The sequence below is a fragment of the Bradyrhizobium sp. BWC-3-1 genome (assembly GCF_032917965.1).
GTDB classification, from domain to species: domain Bacteria; phylum Pseudomonadota; class Alphaproteobacteria; order Rhizobiales; family Xanthobacteraceae; genus Bradyrhizobium; species Bradyrhizobium canariense_D.
On the sequence record NZ_CP136625.1, the window covers coordinates 3,561,619 to 3,580,717 of the forward strand.

A 19,099-nucleotide genomic window follows, 5' to 3' on the forward strand; every position below is an offset into this window, starting at 1 on the left:
AATGAAGGGGAATGCCATGAAGCGAATCCTGCCGATTCTGTTGACCTTCGCCGTCATTGCGCTGTCGACGGTCACAGCCCACGCCCAGTCAGGCAAGCCAAATATTCTCGTCATCATGACCGACGATCTGGGCACCTGGAATGTGGGTGCCTATCACCGCGGCATGATGGGCGGCACGACGCCCAATATCGACCGCATCGCCAAGCAAGGTGCGCTTTTCACCGACTACTACGCGCAACAATCGTGCACGGCAGGCCGCGCTGCTTTCATCACTGGCCAGACGCCGTTCCGCACGGGCCTCCTGAAGGTCGGCCTGCCGGCCTCCAAGCAGGGTCTTCAGGACAAGGATCCGACGATCGCCGACCTACTGAAGCCCCTGGGCTATGCGACCGGGCAGATCGGGAAAAACCATCTCGGCGATCGCAACGAATTCCTGCCGACGGTGCACGGCTTCGACGAATTCTACGGGATCCTTTACCATCTGAACGCGATGGAGGAGCCATATGAGAACGACTATCCCAAGGACCCATCGTTCCGAGCGAAATTCGGGCCGCGCAACATCGTGGAGAGCAAGGCGACGGACAACGACGATCCCACCATCGATCCGCGCTGGGGCCCGGCCGGGAAGCAGACCATCGTGGACGGCGGACCGCTGCCGCCGCATCCCGGGATGGACCCCGCGGCCAAGGTCAGCATGGAAACCGTGGAGCCCGAGCTGGTGCGCCGCTCGACCGATTTCATGGACCGCTCTGTGAAAAGCGGCAAGCCGTTCTTCCTGTGGCACAACAGCACGCGCATGCACGTGTGGACGCATCTTGCGGACAAATGGAACGGAAAAAGCGGTTATGGCCTTTTCGCTGACGGCATGATGGAGCTCGACTGGGAGGTCGGCGAACTCCTCAAGAAGCTCGACGAGCTGAATATCGCGGACAACACCATCGTGATCTTCACCAGCGATAACGGAGCGGAGATATTCACCTGGCCCGACGGTGGCAACCATCCATTCAGAGGCGAGAAAGGCACGACCTTCGAGGGCGGATTTCGCGTGCCGATGCTCGTGCGATGGCCCGGGGTCATTAAGCCGGACACGATAGTCAACGAGATCATGGCGCACGAAGACTGGATGCCGACTCTTCTCGCCGCCGCCGGTGCTCCGGACGCGAAGGAGAAACTGCTGAAGGGACTGAAGGCGGGTGATAAGACCTTCAAGAATCACCTCGATGGATACAATTTCCTGCCGTACTTCAAGGGGGATGTCGCGACAGCGCCAAGGCGCGAGGTCTTCTATTTTACCGACAGCGGCGAACTCAACGCCCTGCGCTATAACGATTGGAAGGTCAGCTTCAAGACGGTCGAAGGCAATCTCTTCAACGGCCATGAGGCAAGTACGAACGCGCCTCTCGTCACTAATCTGCGACAGGATCCGTGGGAGCGCTACCAGTCGCAGTCGATGGCGTACGGCAAGTGGTGGGGGGAGAAGATGTGGACCTTCCTCCCCGCGACCATCATCGTCGGCCAATTCCTGGAGTCGTTCAAGGAATACCCGCCGAGCGCGCCTCCCTCGAACTTTGGCGTGGACAAGGCACTGGCGGCACTGGAGCAAGGATCGCGGGGCGCTGGGAAATAACACAGGAGTAATCAGCTATCCTGGCGATGACGGGGTCGTCTGCACCCCAACCTCTCTCGTCTGAGGCATCATCGGAACCACGCGCGCGGGCGTCCGGGAGGCTCGCGCGCAGGCAAGCGATCGTTCGGAAAACGATGGTTATGAGAGTTCGCCCCCCAGCCACATACCAGCCGTATAGCGGGTAACGAATGGTGGCGCGCAAAAAGATCAAAGCCGGTCAAAACCGCAGGCTTTCAAAGCGCCGGTCCGGATCGAGCCCGGCCGAGATCTCGACGGAGATCCAAAGCGACGGTGCCCGCCGCTGGTGGAGGTCGGCGATGGGAGCAGCGCTGGCGACGGTTGCCGTGCTCGCCGGCGGGCTGGCCTTGCTGCCAATGACCGAGCGCGGATTCGTCCTCCCCAACGCTCTTCGCAGCAGCGGCGCGCCCGCTGCCTTGGACTTTGTCGGCAGCGAATCCTGCGCAGGGTGCCACCAGGCCGAAAACGCATTGTGGAAAGAATCCCAGCACAAGCATGCCATGCAGCATGCCACTCTCGCTTCCGTGCTCGGCAATTTCGATGATGCCAGTTTCGACTATTTCGGCGTCCATTCGCGCTTCTTCAAGAAGGATAGCAAACTCTTCGTCGAGACCGACGGTCCCGACGGCAAGCTCACGACCTTCGAAGTCAAGTACACCTTCGGCATTGATCCGCTCCAGCAATATCTGATCGAATTCCCGGATGGCCGCGTACAGGCGCTTTCAATCGCCTGGGACAGCCGACCGAAGGGCCAGGGCGGTCAACGCTGGTTTCATCTCTATCCTGATGAGGAGATCAAGCACGACGATGTACTGCACTGGACCAAGCTCAATCAAAACTGGAATTTCATGTGCGCGGAGTGTCATTCAACCGGCGTGCGGAAGAACTACGACGCGGCAACCGATCGCTTTGCTACCACCTGGAGGGAAATCAGCGTCGGCTGCGAGGCATGCCACGGCAAAGGCTCCCGCCACGTCAATTGGGCCCGCAGCCAGCGGAGCTGGTTTGGCAAAGATGATGATCCACTCAAAGGGTTGGCTGTTTTCTTGAACGAGCGCGACGGCGTCACTTGGAACTCCGATCCGAAGACCGGCAATCCGCAGCGCAGCGTCGCTCCTGCGATCACACGCAGGGAAGTTGAGACTTGCGGGCTTTGCCATGCACGACGCGGCGCGTTTTCTGAGGACTGGGTGCCCGGACACCCCTTGTCCGACACACATACCATCACCCCCCTTGCTCCCGGCCTGTATCATGCGGACGGGCAGATGCACGACGAGGTCTACAATTACGGTCCGTTCAAGCAGAGCAAGATGTTCGCGGCCGGCGTCACCTGCAGCGATTGCCACGAACCTCACGCCGCCAGGCTCCGCACCCCAGGGGACGGCGTGTGCGTGCAATGCCATGCCTCCGACAAGTATGAAGTTGCCTCACACAATCGCCACGAAGGCGTGACGCCGGCGGTCACCTGCGCGTCGTGCCATATGCCTGTCAGCACCTACATGGGAGTCGACAAACGGCACGATCACAGCCTTCGAATTCCGAGGCCTGATCTTTCCGCAAAGCTTGGCACCCCCAATGCCTGCAACACTTGTCACGCCGACAAATCCGCACAATGGGCGGCCGACGCGATCGAGCGCTGGCACGGGCCGTTGCGAAAAGGTTTCCAGAACTACGCCGAGGCATTCCAGGCTTCCTGGACCGACCGAACCGACGCGGCCCTGCTGCTGGCTGCGGTAGCGGGCGAGCCGACAGCGCCGGCAATCGCGCGTGCAAGCGCTCTTGGCGAACTTCGTTCGCGGGTCTCGCCCACGAACATCGAGCTCGCCCGGAAGGGTTTGGTTGATCCCGATCCAATGGTGCGGGTCGGGGCGCTTGACATGCTTGAAGGCGTGCCAGGCGAGCGCATCTGGCCCCTTGTCTCGCCTCTCCTCACTGATCCGAGCGGCGGCGTTCGTATTCGAGCGGTGTCGGTGTTGGCCGCCGTGCCTCCTGCCGACCGGCCCGCCTCTGACCGCGCCGCATTTGCACAGGCCGAGGCCGAGTTCGTTGCGGCGCAGCGCCTCAACGCGGACCGGCCCGAAGCCCGCTCGGCCCTCGGAAGCTTCTATGCGCGGCGCAGGCTCACAGCGGATGCAGAGAGCGAATACAAAGCAGCCCTGCGGCTCAGTCCCCAATATGCGCCTGCCGCGATCAACCTGGCGGACCTGTATCGGCAGCTTGGCCGGGATGGCGACGGAGAGGGCATCCTCAGAACAGCCATCTCCTCTTCACGCCAGGACGCCGGGTTACGCCATGCGCTCGGCCTCACTCTTATTCGGCAGAAGCGGCGGGACGACGCCCTCGACGAATTCCGCACAGCGACCGAGCTTGAACCTGACCAGTCGCACTACGCCTATGTCTACGCCGTGGCGCTGCATTCGTCAGGCCGCGTCGATGAATCGATTGAGGTTCTGAAGAAGAACCTGGCCCGGCATCCCGACGATCGCGACATTCTGCTTGCACTTGCGACCTTCAGCCGCGATGCCGGCAACGTCGCGGAAGCGCTCGACTACGCCGAACGGCTGTCGCGGATCACGTCGAACGATCGAGGCGCAGCCGCTCTTGTGGACGCCCTTCGCCGTCAACTCAACAAACCCAGCGCACAATAAGTGCCGGTGGCCTTGAACACCAATTGGATGAGGAAAGCAGCCATGGCGACCAGCCTATTCTCGAGGTATATAGGATACGCAAGCGCCGAGATGGGAATGAGCTAGGGTTTGGCGGGTGCGAGCCGCGCCGCAGCTTCCTGCTCTGGATGAAGATACGCCGCGGAGCGGCAGGGAACACCGTTCTCCTCCCTCCGATCACCTCGGAAAGATTGGCGCGAAATGGCAAGACGACGCTGCGTGGAGGGATCATTCTGTACGCAATGATGCGGAGTGGGTTTGATCCTCACTGAACGCACGCGAGCGCGTGATCGTATCTGCAAGTAGCTTTACGAGCCGGAGCGTCAATCGCGCGTCATTTCTGCGGATGATGATTGCACAGGGGAGACCACCATGCGGGCCGCGGCTGGAAGCTCATCGAACAAGCCGATTTTTCTTTTTGTGGCCTCCGGCACGGTCGCAGAGGTCCGCGCCTGTCCATGCTGACGGATACCCCAACCGTCACCCAACTCTCGCAGGTTATTTCGCAGGCAGCGGCGCCCGCGTTTCTGCTCGGCGCGCTTGCCGCGTTCATCGCCGTGCTGATATCCCGTTTAAACAGAATCATCGATCGAACGATTTTCCTGAACGGGATCCCGGACAACGATGCGGCAAGGAGCCGGCTCAAGGCCGATCTTCCGCGTCTGGTTCGACGTGCAACCATGCTGAATCGGGCAGTCTTCTGGGCGGTTGTCGGGAGTATCTTGATCAGCATCCTCATTGTCGTTGCGTTCGTGACGGCGTTCTTTCATCTTCGACATGAGCACGGGGTTGCCGTCCTCTTCATTGTTTCCCTCGGTGCTTTCACGACGTCGCTCGTTGACTTCGCCCGGGAGGTGAGGATTGCACTCAGTGAGTATGATCACCATGGGTGAGCCGATGCATTCACGTAGCTGCCGGGTCGCCGCCGCGTGCTGGCCGCGGATGATGGCTGAACCGAAGCTTGCTGTGTTGCTACCAAGGCGAATTCAGGCCACTGGTGCCCCTTTGCCACAGCGACTTCAGGTAGTATGTGCTCAACCCCTGTCGCCTTGGCAATCCAGGGCAAGGTGGACGTAGACTTCATCTCTTTTTCATTTGGGGCAGACAAATGACACGGGACACATTCGAACGAGAATCTTGCAAAGGAAAATTCCGGCCTTGGCTCATCCGCTCAGGTCTCAGCGCTGCCGTGGCGCTGCTTGGCTGCATGTCAGAGGCGGCCTACGCGGACGAAGACGGCGTTTCGTACTGGCTGCCCGGTCGGTTCAGCAGCCTTGCTGCAGTGCCGGGGGTGCCGGGTTGGTCCATGGCTGAGGTGTACTATCACACCACGGTATCAGCGTTCGGCGCCACAGCGGCGGCCAGGGAAGTTCGGGTCGGCAGATTTCCTGCGACAGTCAACGTCAACCTGGACCTGCACCTCAATGCGCAGGCCGATCTGCTGCTGCTCAATCCCACCTACACCTTCGCGACGCCGGTGCTGGGCGGACAACTGGCCCTTGGCATAATCGGCGTGTTCGGCCGGTCGAGCGCCGACCTGAGCGGCACGCTGACTACAGCAATTGGACCGTTCGGGACAACTCGGACGGGAAGCATCGGCGACTCCATCACGTCGGTCGGCGATCTCTATCCCCAGGCGACCCTGAAGTGGAATGCAGGCGTGCACAATTTCATGACCTATGTTACCGGAGACATTCCGGTCGGCGCCTATTCGCCAACCCGCCTCGCCAACCTCGGTATCGGCCATGGTGCAATCGATGGCGGCGGCGGTTACACCTATTTCAATCCGCAGACCGGCCACGAATTTTCAGCCGTCGCCGGACTTACCTACAACTTCAAGAACCCCGACACCCAATACCAGAACGGCATCGACTTTCACGTCGACTGGGGTGCCTCGCAGTTTCTCTCCAAGCAGGTCTTTGTTGGCCTCGTGGGCTACGCCTATCAGCAGATCACCGATGACTTCGGGCAACATCCGGTGCTCGGTGGTTTCCGCTCACGAGTTCTCGGCGTAGGTCCGCAGGTCGGATACTTGTTTCCCGTTGGAGATATGCAAGGCTATCTCAACCTAAAGGCATATGGCGAATTCGCCGCAGAAAACCGGCCCGCAGGATGGAACACGTGGCTCACGTTTTCGATCTCGCCGATGGCGCCCGCCAGCACTGTCGCGCCGACCCGGCGAATGGTGACCAAATAGAACTCAGGCGCCCCGTGTTATAGCAACGGGCTGGCCGGCTTGGCGTGAACGCAAATGGTGTCGACGGCGAGGAGATGACATCCATGTATAAGTTGCTTGCGTCAATATTGCTGGCTGCTTCAGCCGCTCTTTTCAGCCCATTCGTGCGGGCCCAACCGACGGCGACGCTGGTTGCAGCTGAAACGCCGCAGGAGATACTGGCAGCGCAGATCCGGATGCAGGGGTTTGCATGCGACAAGCCGCTTGGTGCGGTGAGAGATAAAAAGCGCTCCAGGCCGGACCACGCCGTCTGGATCCTGAAGTGCCGCAACGCGACGTATCGGATCGGGCGCGCCCCCGACATGGCTGCGAAGGTCGAACCTCTCCGATGATCGACCGGAATTCCTGAGACCGCCCGCGCTTCAAGTAACGTAATTGATCGGCCAGACTGGCCCGCATCATCGGCAATGTCGCTGCGCCAGCATAGATCCACGGCCGTCCTGCGCCAAGTGCCACATGCCGGCCCGGACATACATGGTCGTCGATCGATGCCACGATCACAGCTTTCGCGTGCCGAGGCCCGAGTTTTTTCCGGCCAACGGAACGCCAAATGCATGCAATGACTGCCATCGCGATAAGCCGGCACAATGGGCCGCCGCTGCCATCGACGGCTGGTTCAGTTCTCGCTCTCACGGGGGAGGCTTCGACGTCAAGGAACCAAGCCCAAAGACGATCGCGGGCAGCCTTCGGAGCAGGTCGCCCTCGTTTGCTCCAACGATCTCTAGTGCCTGATCGCGTAAAGCGGCGTTCGGATCGTCAGCTGGTAGGCTGGCTTGGGCGCCCAGGCAATTTCGGCGGTCACGCCGAACAGTCGGTTATCGTTGTCATCCATCCGGTCGAGATCGAACCTCACGATCGGCTGAGTAAAGGATTGGAAGGGTGTCACGTTCACAAGCTGTGCCCCGCCGAACGATTGGACGCCGACACGGCCGGTGAACTTCCAGTTGTTGTCCCATTGATGATAACCGCCGACATAGCCGATGACGTTCGGGTGGACTCGCGCGCGCGGCGAATCGACTTCAATCCGAGTGTACTGGACGCCAGCAAGGAATCCTTTGGTCTCGTCGTTATTCAGCGCGTAATCGAACTCCAAGATGTTGTTAAAGGAGGTAGTCGCAAGGGGCGTGTCCGGCACCGATCTTGTGTAAGTCGACTGCAGCGTCACCGTCGGGATCCATCCGCCATTTTGTTCATAGACGTCTGCCTGAACTCCCACATTCCAGCTGCTGACGGCGAACGTTGACCAGTCGGAGGTGGCGCTTTGTGTAGCGCTGGCGGTGACGCCGCTATACAAGGAGACCCGGTCGCTGACATCGACCGTCAAGGGAACATCTACCGCAATGCTCTGGCTCGTCGGTGACGACAGGAGAGGGAGGCTTTGAAGCGTTGGGGAGTTCGTGGGCCTTGAGAGCGTCTGCAGTGTAGCGAGTGCGCTGGACAACGACGGACTGCTGAAGCCGATCGACAGCGTGTTCGCTGGAATCTTCGCATAGTTCGTCCGCAGGTCCAGGTAGATATTCGGCAGCACTGCCGTATTTGCCGCCCCGTCGTCAACCTCGCCGTTGTCGCTGCCCTTGTCCTTGCTCAGGGCAACGCTGGACAGACAAAGTGACGCAACCCCGGCGAGCGTTAGGCCGCAGACGGAGCGAACGAGCTTGACTCCCCGGCCCAACTGCACGGTACGGACAATTTGCTTGAACCAGCGCGCTTGCAACGGAATAGCCCCAATCCGGCTCGAGTTCTCAACACGCTTACTAGAGAAGGAAGCTCTCCAAGCTCGCGTGCTTCCTGGAAGGCGATAGACCAATCACCCTGCTACCATTCGAGCGCCGGTCAGGCAGTACCCGTAGAGGCGCACATTCTGGACAAATCGAGGCCGGACGCGACTAGGGACATGCTTCGTTTCTTCTTAGATCATTCGCTTGCTGGTTAGGCGAGCTTTGCGGCCGAGACCGGGGGCCTGATTCGCCGGTCGCCAGATCTCCGGTTTGACCGAAGGGTACAGCCGGCCGGTGGGAGTGCCTGAGCTCATCACAAACGGCCTTTGATGTGGCTGCTGGCGCCAGTGCTCTCAGGCCTCGCTCGGTCCGGAGAAGATCGATGGCGATGGCGTCGTGCGCGGCACCGGGAGCGGCCGCTCGGTTGCTCCGGACCGGGACGCCGGGTTGCTCTTCGCCTCGTACCGCTTGGCGAGATCCAGCAACCGACGGCAGGTGAACGGATCGGCCTTCTGGGCGATGGCCCGAACCCGCTGGGCGAGACCCTGGTAGAATTCCTGCTCCATGACGCACCTCGCAACATCACTGCTCTCAGTTGAGTAGCCTACGGTCGCCAAGTCAAGACGAGCCGGTGCACCCGCACAACTTTGCGCGACGGATTTGAGATGGCAGTGGCGGCGGATATCGAGTGCCCAGCGCGGGGAAATCAGATGGCAGTGTTCTATCCTTTCCGGAGGGCTTGCCCGGCGTGCGGCAGGCCATTGAAGGCTGCTTCCGATGAAACCGTGGAGGGGAGGCTGCGGTACGCCTGCACCAATTGTGACGGCGACCCGCTGCCCGACCCGATCGCCCGCAAGTGGGCCGACGGCCCGCTCGCGCCACCGGAGCAATAGATTGCCGCTGGCGCGCCCGCCTCTGCCTTTGAAGTAGCAGGATGGCCGCAGGCGGGAGCTGCCCCAAACGCGCGTCCTGCTTGCCTTCTCTCTGAACGCGGTAAAGTGCGGGTCCTCGCCCGCCGGCGAAAGCTGACCGGTGCGCGAGGTGAAGAAGGCCGCCCTGTAGCAGGGCTGAGATCGAGGACTACGGGCCCCGGCGCTTTTGATGGTCGACTATCGCGATTTGAGCTTTCCTCTTTAGGTCGGCGTTAACGGCGTCTCGGGAGCGCAGCGTGCCTTAACCTGCCGTGAAGATCAGGGCGCAGATGTTGGTCGCTTTACGGGCGGCAGAGCCATGGCCAACGATATCATTACGCTCCGGGACGCGCTGCGCCACACCGCGGGTCGCTCCGCCGTGAGCGTGGGCCTGACCGTCGTCTTGACGTTGTCCCTGTGCCTCCTGCAGTTCGGACCCGATCCGGATGCGGTGGTGCGCGTCAGCTTCGTAACCAAATCGTCGCTCCTGATCAGCACGATAATTTCGGGGCTACTGACAGCAGCCCTGAGCTTCCGCTCCGCGCTGACGATGCGCGAGCTGGCGCTGACGCGCGCCGAACTGCAGCGGATTTCGGGCACCGACCAGTTGACCGGGCTGCTCAACCGAAGGGGCTTCGATCAGGCTGCCGAAGCGGCCTTGACGAAGGCACGCGGTGGGAACCTGCCAACCACCGTGCTGATGTGCGACATCGACCGCTTCAAGGCGATCAACGACCAGTTCGGTCATGACTTCGGAGACAAGGTGCTCATCTCGATCGCGGAGGTGTTGCGCTCCTTCGCCGAGCGAAGGCAAATGCTGGTGGCAAGGCATGGCGGCGAGGAATTTGCCGTTCTGATGACCGGGGTATCCAAGGAACGCGCTGCCCAATACGCCGAAGAGCTGCGGCAGGCCTGTGCCGCCGAAGCAGTCCTGCGGGAAGGCGCCTCGACCAACGTGACGATCAGCATCGGGCTCGCCGAATCCCACGCCGGAATGGATCTGGCCAAGGTCATGCGCTTGGCCGATCAGGCGCTCTATGCGGCCAAACACCGAGGTCGCAATCGCGTGGTCCGGGCGGACGTCCTAGCGGACTCGATCGCGGCGTAGCCCGAGGGGCGTGCCGGACCGATGGCGGCCTCGTTCAGCAGCATCAGCCGTTAAATTCGTCGACGTCCCCAGCCTGTAGCTCAGCGGAAGTAGGCGCTCTCCGGGCCGCGAAGACCGAGGTCCAGGAGGCGTGGGTCAGCGCTATCGGAAGCGTGCCAGGAGAGGGCGTGGAGATCGACCGAATCCAAGAGCGTCCCGTCTACGTCGAAAATTGCAGCTTTGGTCAATTCAGGATCCTCCCGAGCGTGAGCGATCGATCTTCGCGTACCATTCGGCGTAGGTTGTGTTTTTGGCCATGTGCTGGTTGAGATCGGGTGCGTCGTCTTCCTACCGGACGGGGCCTCTCTCACCGAGCTCGCGTTGTGCCTTGTCCACTGCCTTATGCACGGCGGCCTCCGCCTCGGGGTCTGCGTTCCGCTTGGCCTCGCGGACCGCCCTTCGGGCCTTCATCAGATGGCCGACGAGACCGGTCCGCTCCGCTTCACCGAGGCCAGGGTCGGCCATGCGCCACAACCTGCCACGGACGACGAAGTAGCGACCGTCGGGCGTCACCGGATGCTTCACGTTACATCAGGCCGACTTGCGCCGCGCCCCTGATGCCGGCTTCTTCGCCGCCGCTTCCTTAGCTGGTTTCTTACCGGCGATCGGCATCAGCATCTCCTTCTGAGCCGCCGCAGCTTTCTTCGTCTTCTTGGCAGGCTTTTTCGGAGCCTCGGTCTTGGCTGCTGCGCCGCCGACGCTCTTGCGTAGCGCGTCCATCAAATCGACGACGTTCTCGCCTTTCGGCCGATCCTTCGGCGTGATCGCCTTGCCGGCGCGCTTCTGGTTGATGAGCTCGATCAGCGCGGACTCGTAGTAGTCTTCGAACTTCTCCGGCTCGAAGCTGCCCCCTTTCTGGTTCACGATGTGCTTGGCGAGATCGAGCATGTCCTTCGTGACCTTCACATCCTGAATCTCGTCGAAATACTCCTGCTCGCTGCGCACTTCGTACGGATAGCGGAGCAGCGTGCCGACAAGACCCTTGTCCATCGGCTCCAGCGCGATGATGTGTTCGCGGTTGGTCAGCACGACCCGGCCGATGGCGACCGTGTCCATTTCGCGAATGGTCTCGCGGATCACGGCGAAGGCGTCGTGCCCCACCTTGCCGTCCGGACGGATGTAGTAGGGCCTAATCAGATAGCGCGGATCGATGTCGCTGCGAGCGACGAACTCGTCGATCTCGATGGTCCGGGTCGACTCCAGCGCGATCTCCTCGAGCTCCTCCTTGGAGACCTCGATGTACTGGCCCTTCTCAAGTTCGTGGCCTTCGATGTCCTCGTTGGGCACCTCGTCGCCGGTGTCAGCGTCCACCTTCAGGTACTTGATGCGATGGCCGGTCTGCCGGTTGAGCTGGTTGAAGGAGATCTTCTCGCTCTCCGACGTCGCCGGGTAGAGCGCTACGGGACAGGTGACCAACGAAAGACGCAAAAAGCCTTTCCAGTTCGCGCGGGGGCCATGGTACGCAACGCTCCAGGTACGGGGACTTGGACTCAAGACGGGGCAGCGCGGTTCCGACATTGCCCACACGTGTCCACCGCAAAATTGATGTCACGTCCGGTCAGGCGCGCGGCAGACATGGCGAGCAGCCTGACTATTCCGAACAAAATGAGAACATGCACCGGTGACCCAACCCATGGCATCCGGGCCGGCCAGCTTCGACTTGGAGGACGCCGCCGACGAGGCGATTGCGGCTTGTGGGGGCGACGCCCGGGAAGCTCTCAAGGCGCTCATCGTCGCGAATGGCTTCCTGGAGGCGCAGGTCGAAGAGCTGCGGGCTCTACCGGCTATTCGCGCGGCCGGTTCGACATACCGCGCGACCGAAAGGATTGGTACGACTGACATGCCCGCGGTGACCTACTATGTGGCTCTGCCGTTCCTCCCTTCGGATGACGGTGTCGCTGCCGGCAAGGCCGTCGAATGCTTCAATCCCAAGGCCGCCGTGATGAAAGCCGAGGCGCTTTTACGAAAGCCCGGCATTGTCGGCGCCGTGGCCTTCAGCCGCAGTGGGGATCCGGCTACAGGCGAATTCGGAGATGCAACCGTGATCCGCAAGTTCGGCGACGTGCCGGAAGACCTGAGCACCTTGTGAAGGGACGCGCGGAGATGTGCTGCGGAGCCCCGCAAGGCAACTACCTTCCGCTGAGCGAAAGGCTCATACGAGTGACGGTGTTGTCCCAGGCGCGCTCCTCTTCTGCGGGATAGTTGATCAGGACACAATGGATCAGCCGCCCTGAGAAGTTGCAGCGGTTGTACCAAACCTTGTCACCCTTGTAGCTCGATACTGCAAAGAACCGTGGTGTCACCCGCTTGTACTGAATGCGTGAAGGCGGATGCTTTTTCGCGAGAAAGGCTGCGGGGGAATCGTTCTCGACGTTAGACGCGGCCTGGATTGTGAGGTCGGCGCGCCCGTCGGCCGTTCGGAACCGTTGCCCGTAGCCGTCGGGTCGACCAGCTTCTTCCGTGAAGATCGAAGATGGAAAATCCATTGAGGTACCGGTCTGGGGAATGGTGTACTTGGTCCATCGCACCGGCTGCGCCGAGGCCGTCGCTGTCGAGACGACAAATGCCAATGCGAGAGCGCTCGTCGATTTCATCGCACTTCCCTCCGACTATCACGGAGCAAAAAGCCGGAAAGTCAATTACGTTCCAGACTCCTGATGCGGTGGATTGAAGCGCGCGAGCTACTCGCCTTCCTCGTGGGGACCATTCGGATCGAGCGGGCCACCGGCGGGCGAGAACCCACCTCGAAAGGCGACGGTAATCGCGCGTTCGGTTCTTTGGCCGCGTTGTGTCAGGCAGCGCGCAGCGGGGACGTCGGACGACGGAGCCGGCCGACCTCCTCCGCCAGGCACCTCGGACACCTGAACTGGATTTCGCGTTGCGCGGAAGCGGACTTTTGGATGTTCGCCGCCATAGGCCAGGCGCCGCATTGGGGACATTCCTCCAGCAGGGTCTCCGATTCTATCATCGCACCGCTCCTACCGCCCGCGATGCCAAAGGTTGGGGTCGTGCCGGAGCCGAAGCTCGTGGCCGAGAAGCTGCCGCTGCTCGCCGAGAACTCATCGAACGCGACTGTGTCGATCTCGACGGGGCCCGACCCGAGCGTCAGTGTCGGTGGCGAATGGATCAACGGCCCATCCGGCACGAAGCTGGCCGGCACCACCAGCCCGGGAAGGGCATGTTGTGGATTGGGCCCGTCCGGCGCCTGGAAATCGATCGGCTGCAGCGTCTGATCGACCGCTTCGCCCGGAGGCGTGCCGGATCCGGACGGCCCATGGTCCTTCGAGTAGTTGTCGAGCACGTCCTGCTGCCGGCTCTGCAGGTCCTCCATCCGCGAAGCGTTGTTGGCGACCTGCGCGAAGCTGACGGACGATCCGGTCTTGCTGAGGATGACCGTCTGCCCGGGATCGTCCACGATGATGTGGCGCGGCACCGCCTCCTTCGTGATGAGTTCGAAGGTGCCATGCTCGAAGCCCTTGTAGGTGATGGAGGCATCGTCGAACAACGCGAGATCGGGATCGGCGGCCCACGCTTCTTTCAGCGCCGTCAGGATCAACGGGACGAAAGACAGCGCTCCGGCCCATCCGAGTCTCGCGACAACCACCGACTCTACAGCGCGCCCGCCGCGGACGGACGACGGACTGCGTTGGTTCTGCGCCGGCCAAAGACCGGTGAAGACACGTGCGAGCGACATCTTGAACGCCTCGCATGCTGCCCGCTTCCGCCGAAGCGGCCGGACCCATAGATCGCGTGTGAGTCCACCCGCCGAGGTGTCCGGTTCTGCGCATCAGACTACGCTTTGTCGTCCCGAGACCCCTTCACGAAATGTTGACTGAGTGCGCGCAAATGCGCTCTTTTGTTGGCGCTGAGCGGTCGGGACCATCGTCCGTTGCGACTAAAGAGTGGCGGTCGCAACATGCGGTATGGTGCGCCGGGCGCGCTCTGGCATCATTCCGCCGAAGCGGGCTCTTCACGGACGGGAGCGGACGCATGCACGGACTAAGGACGGTCGCAGGACTTCTCTGCCTTTTGCTCGTTGCAGTGGCGTATCCGCCTGCGCCGCTTCGGGCGCAGGACGTCAAGCCAATCGGCAAGGTCGTGACCGTCGCTGGCAAGGCAGTGATCGAGCATATCGATGCCGCGGTTGTGCAGGCGAGACTGTCCGAGAACGGGGCCAGCGCGAAGGTCGGCGATCCAGTCTATCGGGGCGACGTCGTCAGGACGGGCGCCGACGGGCGCCTCGGTATCAATTTCGCCGATGGCAGCTCCTTCAGCCTGTCGAGTAACGCCAGCATGGAAATGAGCGAGTTCGTCTACGATCCGGACGGCAAGGACAATTCAACCCTGATCAGCCTGACCAGAGGCACCTTCACCTTCGTCGCCGGCAGCGTCGCCAAGACCGGGAGCATGAAGGTGGACACGCCGGTGGCGACGTTGGGGATCCGGGGCACCACGCCCCACATCGAGATTTCGGACGACGGCACGGTCAAGTTCGCCACCCTGATCGAGGAGGGCAAGGATGCCGTCATGAAGCGGAAGGCCGGTCCGACCGTTGCGCCTCCCCGGCAGCGGAGGGCCGACCGCGCTCTCGGCATCTGCCGGGGATGCTGAAGGTCTTCGGGACGGCGCCAGTTATGATCCTGCTGCTGGCCGCCCCCGCGTCGGCGCAGAAGCCGGAAGGTCAATTCCGGAACGTCGAGCTCTGCAACGCCGCCTCGTCCCCCGACCGGAGGATCGAGGCCTGCTCTGCCTTCATCGCAGCCGGCCGTGGCGGGCCACAGGCCCTGGCCATGGCCCACAACAACCGCGGCATCGCCTACGCGGCGAAGGTCGACTACGACCGCGCTGTCGCCGACTTCGAGGCGGCCATAGGCATCGATCCGACCTTCGCCAAACCCGTCAACAACCGCGGCGCGGCGAGACTGAGGACGGGCGACTACGACGCCGCGATGGAGGATTTCGACCGAGCCATCGCCCTCCAGCCGGCATACCCCGGCGCCTTCGTCAACCGCGCCGAGGGCTGGCTGAAGAAGGGCGATCTCGTACGCGCCGAAAGCGACTACACCGCCGCGACTCGTCTGAACGCCGACATGGAAGTGGCTTGGAGCGGCCTTTGCTGGATCCGGGCGAGCACGGGCGACCCGCAAGGCGCGGTGGAAGCCTGCGACAAGGCGATCGGGTCGGGCGCGCATACGGCTGCGACCTACGATTCCCGCGCGCTCGCCCACCTCAGGGCCGGACGGACCGATGCGGCCATCGCCGACTACGACGCCGCGCTGCGCATCGACCCCACGCTCGCCACCGCGCTGTACGGTCGCGGCCGGGCAAAGATCCGCCGCGGCGAGACGGCTTCGGGAGAAGCCGATGTCGCGGCCGCGAAAGCTGTCCGGGGCGACATCGGCGAGGAATTCGCGCGCTACGGCGTACCGTAGTCCGTCCTCAACGCGTGCCCGTCGGAGAAGGCCATCTCTCCCCTACCGAGAGAACCTGAGCTGCAGTAGTCGAGCAAGTTTTTTTATAGATTCTTTCCCTCCAGCGAGCGATACCCGAAAAATGCTAAACGGTTCTGCTTCCTACAAAACTGATAAGCAGACGTACGAAACAGAGCCAGATGGCGAACTCATCAGCTTTCGAGTCAAAACGGGGTCAGTTGATCGACTGATATCCCATCCTCCAAACTCTGGGGCGCTAAGCCCTCGCGAAGACGTTCATTTTTCGCCAGCCGTGGACGGCTCTAGAAATAAGCTACGGTAAGGAACTACGGTAGCTCGGCTAAATGGTCGTCCGTGAACAAGGTTCTAAGCGATTGATCAGGAGTCTTTTTTTCGGATTCGAGGCGGTTTGAGATTGCAGGGAATGGGAGGTTGAGGCCGCCCAACCCTGCAATTTCGTTTGTGGTTCCCTTTCCCTGCGGATCATGATTCTGTGGTGCACCGGAGGGGCCGATGCGACCGAAGAAGCACAGGACGACGGGATCGAACGATCTGTTCCGGGCGCGGCTGGACCAGATCATCAACATGAAGCACGAGCTGGTTCAGCTCGCCGGCAAGATCGATTGGGACTGGATCGACGGCGAGGTCGCGCCGCTCTACAGCGAGAATGGCCGGCCCGGAATCGAGACCCGGTTCATGATCGGCCTGCTGTTGCTCAAGCACACTTACGGGCTGTCCGATGAGGGCGTTTGCGAGCGCTGGGTTCACGACCCGTATTTCCAGTTCTTCACCGGCGAAGAGTTCTTTCAGCACGCCTTCCCGCACGAGCGCTCGGACCTGAGCCATTGGCGCAAGCGGCTCGGCGACAAGCTGGAGTCGTTGCTGGCCGAGAGCCTGCGGGTGGCGCACGAGGCCGGTGCGTTACGCGGCCAGGACCTCAAGCGCGTCACGGTCGATACCACGGTGCAGCCGAAGGCCATCACCTTTCCGACCGATGCCAAGCTGCTTCATGCGGCTATCAAGGGGCTCAACCGCCTGGCGAGAAGGCACGCCGTCAGGCTGCGGCAGTCCTATGTTCGCATTGCCAAGGCCGCTGCGATGATGGCGGGCCGCTACGCCCATGCCAAACAGTTCGGGCGGCATCAGCGGCAGTTGCGTATCCTGCGCAGCCGGCTCGGCCGGATCATCCGCGACATCCGTCGCAAGATCGAGCGCCAGCCAGCCCTCGAGGAGGCATTTGCCCTTCCGCTTGGCCGAGCCAGCCAGATCCGCTCCCAGCAGCAGCGCCAGCGCGGCTGGAAGCTATATTCCTTCCATGCCCCGGAGGTGGAATGCATCGGCAAAGGCAAGGCCGCCGCGCCTTACGAGTTCGGCGTGAAGGCCTCCATCGTCACCAACAACCGCCGGGCGCCCGGTGGCCTGTTCGTACTGCACGCCAGGTCGCTGCCCGATAATCCCTACGACGGTCATACCCTGCGGGACGTCATCGACCGCACCGAGGCGCTCACCGGATGTCCGATCGAGCGGGCCTATGTCGACAAGGGATATCGCGGCCACGACACGCAAAATCCCCGTCGCGTCTTCATTTCGGGCCAGAAGCGCGGCGTGTTCGGCGCCATCAAGCGCGAGCTCCGGCGCCGCTCCGCCATCGAGCCCATCATCGGACATCTGAAGGCCGAAGGTCACCTTGGCCGCTGCTATCTCAAAGGCCGCGCCGGCGACGCCGCCAACGTCGTGCTCTCAGCAGTGGGCCACAACTTCCGCCGTATCCTCGCCTGGCTCAGAGAACTCTTGTGCCTCTTCCTGGTCCGACTATGGCGCGTGCTGGCCGGTCCAGCCCCGCTCAATTCGGCTTCTTAACGGACGACTAAATGGCGATACGTGATGCCGCTATGGACATCCGCCTGCAAGGATTTGAACTTCTTTGTCCTGCTGGGCTCTTCCGACTTCGACGGGCATAGTGTCCTTTGGCACGCCTCGTGCCGCTCAACTGCGAATACTTTCTGCACACGCCGGTTTCGATTGGTAGCTTCTAAAATCTTCCTTGCAGTCGCTCTTAGTCGTGTTCGTGCTCGGAAGGTCGATCCCCCGCGGATTTAAGAGAGCTGCGAGCCTGCACGCAGGATGCAAGTTAGATTAAGATTTCAGAGCTCGCTGGGCGTCACCGATCTCGCAATTTCGCCGACGTGAACGGGCGCGGGAGCAGTTGGATCATCGCGGCCAACCGGGCTCAGGCCATGGTCCGCCAGCTCCGGCAGAAGATCGAGGCTGATCCGGAACGGCCACAATTTGTGCTCACCGAAACTGGCATTGGATACCGGTTGCGGGCGGCCGAATGATGCTGTTCGCGTTGGCAAGAGTCCGCGCCTGGCCGATTGTGTTGCAAAAGTCGAAAGTTGCAGGGCTCAAGATTTTTGCGAAAACACCAAGCCGCGAGCGATCGTCGATTCGTCTGACCTCAATCGCGTTGTTGGGATCAGGTGCGAACCTCTGGGCGGCACGGGGGTCGGATTAGTGCTGGCCTCCTATGATGGTTGTGCGGCCCTGCCGCCGGCTTACAGCTCAACTGCGGACTAGCCGTCTTGGCAGGGAATACCGAAGTTGTCACAAGCGAGAGCGAATGACTCTTTTGATTTTGTATCCTCGAAGCAGAAGCGAGTGCCGACCTCCGCCTGATCAATCCACCAATCGACGTTACTGCCTTTCGCGATGCGGGAGGCTTCGCCGCGTAACAGGTCCAGTTGTCTTCCCGCAGCACGAACGATCAGGCAATTTTTGTCTTTGGACATAATACTTTCTCCAATAGGTCGCGCTAAGCGCCGCGCACACGAAGGCCGCAGCGGGAGGTTAAGTCGCTGCGGCCCGCGCATGGTCAAATGAAGCCGGGTTAAAAGACCTGGTGAAATATGGAGCCAGCCCCGGGTGAGAGACCATCACTGTTGCCACTTGTTCCCGCTTTCAACTATGTGAATCGGAAGTTAATTGAGTGGCGCGGCGCGGGTTGCTGGCGATTCCGACCTTAGTGCCTTGGTTGAAAACATAGTAGCCTGATTTGCCGGAACGGGAACCGTCATTGTACGTTGAGGCGCAGTTTCATCGCTTGGAGTGGGACCATGGCGCCGCGCCGCAGGATCACGCAAACCTCGGCGCTGGAAATTCGACTTACCGAGGAAGCGAGGTGTTTTCGTGAGGAACCAACAGCTTCCACTTGGGGCGGAGCGCGAAGCCGTTCTTCGTAAGGCACGCCAAGCCGAAACCGGCTCACACACGACCGAGTGGCTGGCATCATCCGGCCTACAACCACCTAGGTAGCCCCGCTCAAAAATATGACCGCGAGTAGCTAG

17 protein-coding genes and 1 pseudogene are annotated in these 19,099 nt (G+C 61.6%); 11 read left to right on the forward strand and 7 right to left on the reverse strand.

What is annotated here, in order from left to right; translation table 11 throughout:
* Positions 1-16: 16 nt before the first annotated feature.
* The 5 genes from RX329_RS17085 (at position 17) to RX329_RS17105 (ending at position 6,879) form a co-directional block, all read left to right on the forward strand.
* Positions 17-1,627, forward strand: coding sequence for an arylsulfatase (locus RX329_RS17085; protein WP_085383357.1), 1,611 nt, complete (start codon positions 17-19; stop codon positions 1,625-1,627).
* A gap of 188 nt (positions 1,628-1,815) precedes the next feature.
* Positions 1,816-4,293: a tetratricopeptide repeat protein gene (locus RX329_RS17090; RefSeq protein ID WP_244561139.1), complete on the forward strand. Its 2,478-nt coding sequence runs from the start codon at positions 1,816-1,818 to the stop codon at positions 4,291-4,293.
* A gap of 476 nt (positions 4,294-4,769) precedes the next feature.
* Complete coding sequence (locus RX329_RS17095; RefSeq protein WP_085383363.1) at positions 4,770-5,204, forward strand: DUF2721 domain-containing protein; 435 nt, start codon at positions 4,770-4,772, stop codon at positions 5,202-5,204.
* Positions 5,205-5,419: 215 nt separating this feature from the next.
* Positions 5,420-6,508 (forward strand): transporter, encoded by a 1,089-nt coding sequence (locus RX329_RS17100; protein WP_085383356.1) that lies wholly within the window; start codon positions 5,420-5,422, stop codon positions 6,506-6,508.
* Positions 6,509-6,591: 83 nt separating this feature from the next.
* Positions 6,592-6,879: a hypothetical protein gene (locus tag RX329_RS17105; RefSeq protein ID WP_085383355.1), complete on the forward strand. Its 288-nt coding sequence runs from the start codon at positions 6,592-6,594 to the stop codon at positions 6,877-6,879.
* A 389-nt stretch (positions 6,880-7,268) separates the two neighbouring features.
* On the opposite strand, the gene RX329_RS17110 is transcribed toward RX329_RS17105, so the two are convergent.
* A complete protein-coding gene (locus tag RX329_RS17110; RefSeq protein ID WP_244561138.1) occupies positions 7,269-8,261 on the reverse strand; it encodes a hypothetical protein in 993 nt (330 codons plus the stop codon).
* 357 nt (positions 8,262-8,618) lie between these two features.
* Positions 8,619-8,831 carry a hypothetical protein gene (locus RX329_RS17115; protein WP_085383354.1) on the reverse strand — a complete coding sequence of 71 codons (213 nt, stop codon included), beginning with the start codon at positions 8,829-8,831 and terminating at the stop codon, positions 8,619-8,621.
* A gap of 664 nt (positions 8,832-9,495) precedes the next feature.
* Here RX329_RS17115 and RX329_RS17120 point away from each other — a divergent pair.
* Positions 9,496-10,284 carry a GGDEF domain-containing protein gene (locus RX329_RS17120; RefSeq protein WP_085383352.1) on the forward strand — a complete coding sequence of 263 codons (789 nt, stop codon included), beginning with the start codon at positions 9,496-9,498 and terminating at the stop codon, positions 10,282-10,284.
* A 327-nt stretch (positions 10,285-10,611) separates the two neighbouring features.
* On the opposite strand, the gene RX329_RS17125 is transcribed toward RX329_RS17120, so the two are convergent.
* Both RX329_RS17125 and RX329_RS17130 read right to left on the reverse strand, forming a co-directional pair.
* Positions 10,612-10,848 (reverse strand): hypothetical protein, encoded by a 237-nt coding sequence (locus tag RX329_RS17125; RefSeq protein ID WP_317246160.1) that lies wholly within the window; start codon positions 10,846-10,848, stop codon positions 10,612-10,614.
* A 6-nt stretch (positions 10,849-10,854) separates the two neighbouring features.
* Positions 10,855-11,841, reverse strand: a complete 987-nt coding sequence (locus tag RX329_RS17130) for a Ku protein (protein ID WP_317246161.1) — start codon at positions 11,839-11,841, stop codon at positions 10,855-10,857.
* 322 nt (positions 11,842-12,163) lie between these two features.
* Here RX329_RS17130 and RX329_RS17140 point away from each other — a divergent pair, with 322 nt between their 5' ends.
* Positions 12,164-12,412: a hypothetical protein gene (locus tag RX329_RS17140; protein WP_085383351.1), complete on the forward strand. Its 249-nt coding sequence runs from the start codon at positions 12,164-12,166 to the stop codon at positions 12,410-12,412.
* A gap of 40 nt (positions 12,413-12,452) precedes the next feature.
* Here RX329_RS17140 and RX329_RS17145 read toward each other — a convergent pair whose 3' ends face one another.
* Together RX329_RS17145 and RX329_RS17150 are read right to left on the reverse strand one after the other, a co-directional pair.
* On the reverse strand, positions 12,453-12,917 hold the full coding sequence (locus tag RX329_RS17145) for a hypothetical protein (protein WP_085383350.1): 465 nt from the start codon (positions 12,915-12,917) through the stop codon (positions 12,453-12,455).
* Between the two features lie 197 nt (positions 12,918-13,114).
* The gene (locus tag RX329_RS17150; protein WP_317246162.1) at positions 13,115-14,017 is read right to left on the reverse strand and encodes a hypothetical protein; all 903 of its coding nucleotides are present in this window, start codon (positions 14,015-14,017) and stop codon (positions 13,115-13,117) included.
* Positions 14,018-14,313: 296 nt separating this feature from the next.
* On the opposite strand from RX329_RS17150, the gene RX329_RS17155 reads away from it, so the two are divergent.
* From RX329_RS17155 to RX329_RS17170, 4 genes and pseudogenes are all read left to right on the forward strand, one after another.
* Positions 14,314-14,934 carry a FecR domain-containing protein gene (locus tag RX329_RS17155; protein WP_026234035.1) on the forward strand — a complete coding sequence of 207 codons (621 nt, stop codon included), beginning with the start codon at positions 14,314-14,316 and terminating at the stop codon, positions 14,932-14,934.
* 23 nt (positions 14,935-14,957) lie between these two features.
* A complete protein-coding gene (locus RX329_RS17160) occupies positions 14,958-15,755 on the forward strand; it encodes a tetratricopeptide repeat protein (RefSeq protein ID WP_244561576.1) in 798 nt (265 codons plus the stop codon).
* Between the two features lie 513 nt (positions 15,756-16,268).
* Positions 16,269-17,615: an IS5 family transposase gene (locus tag RX329_RS17165; protein WP_085383111.1), complete on the forward strand. Its 1,347-nt coding sequence runs from the start codon at positions 16,269-16,271 to the stop codon at positions 17,613-17,615.
* 377 nt (positions 17,616-17,992) lie between these two features.
* Positions 17,993-18,094, forward strand: a pseudogene (locus tag RX329_RS17170) (winged helix-turn-helix domain-containing protein); the annotation flags it as partial.
* Positions 18,095-18,328: 234 nt separating this feature from the next.
* On the opposite strand, the gene RX329_RS17175 reads toward RX329_RS17170, so the two are convergent.
* A complete protein-coding gene (locus RX329_RS17175) occupies positions 18,329-18,544 on the reverse strand; it encodes a hypothetical protein (protein WP_317246163.1) in 216 nt (71 codons plus the stop codon).
* Positions 18,545-19,099 lie beyond the last annotated feature (555 nt).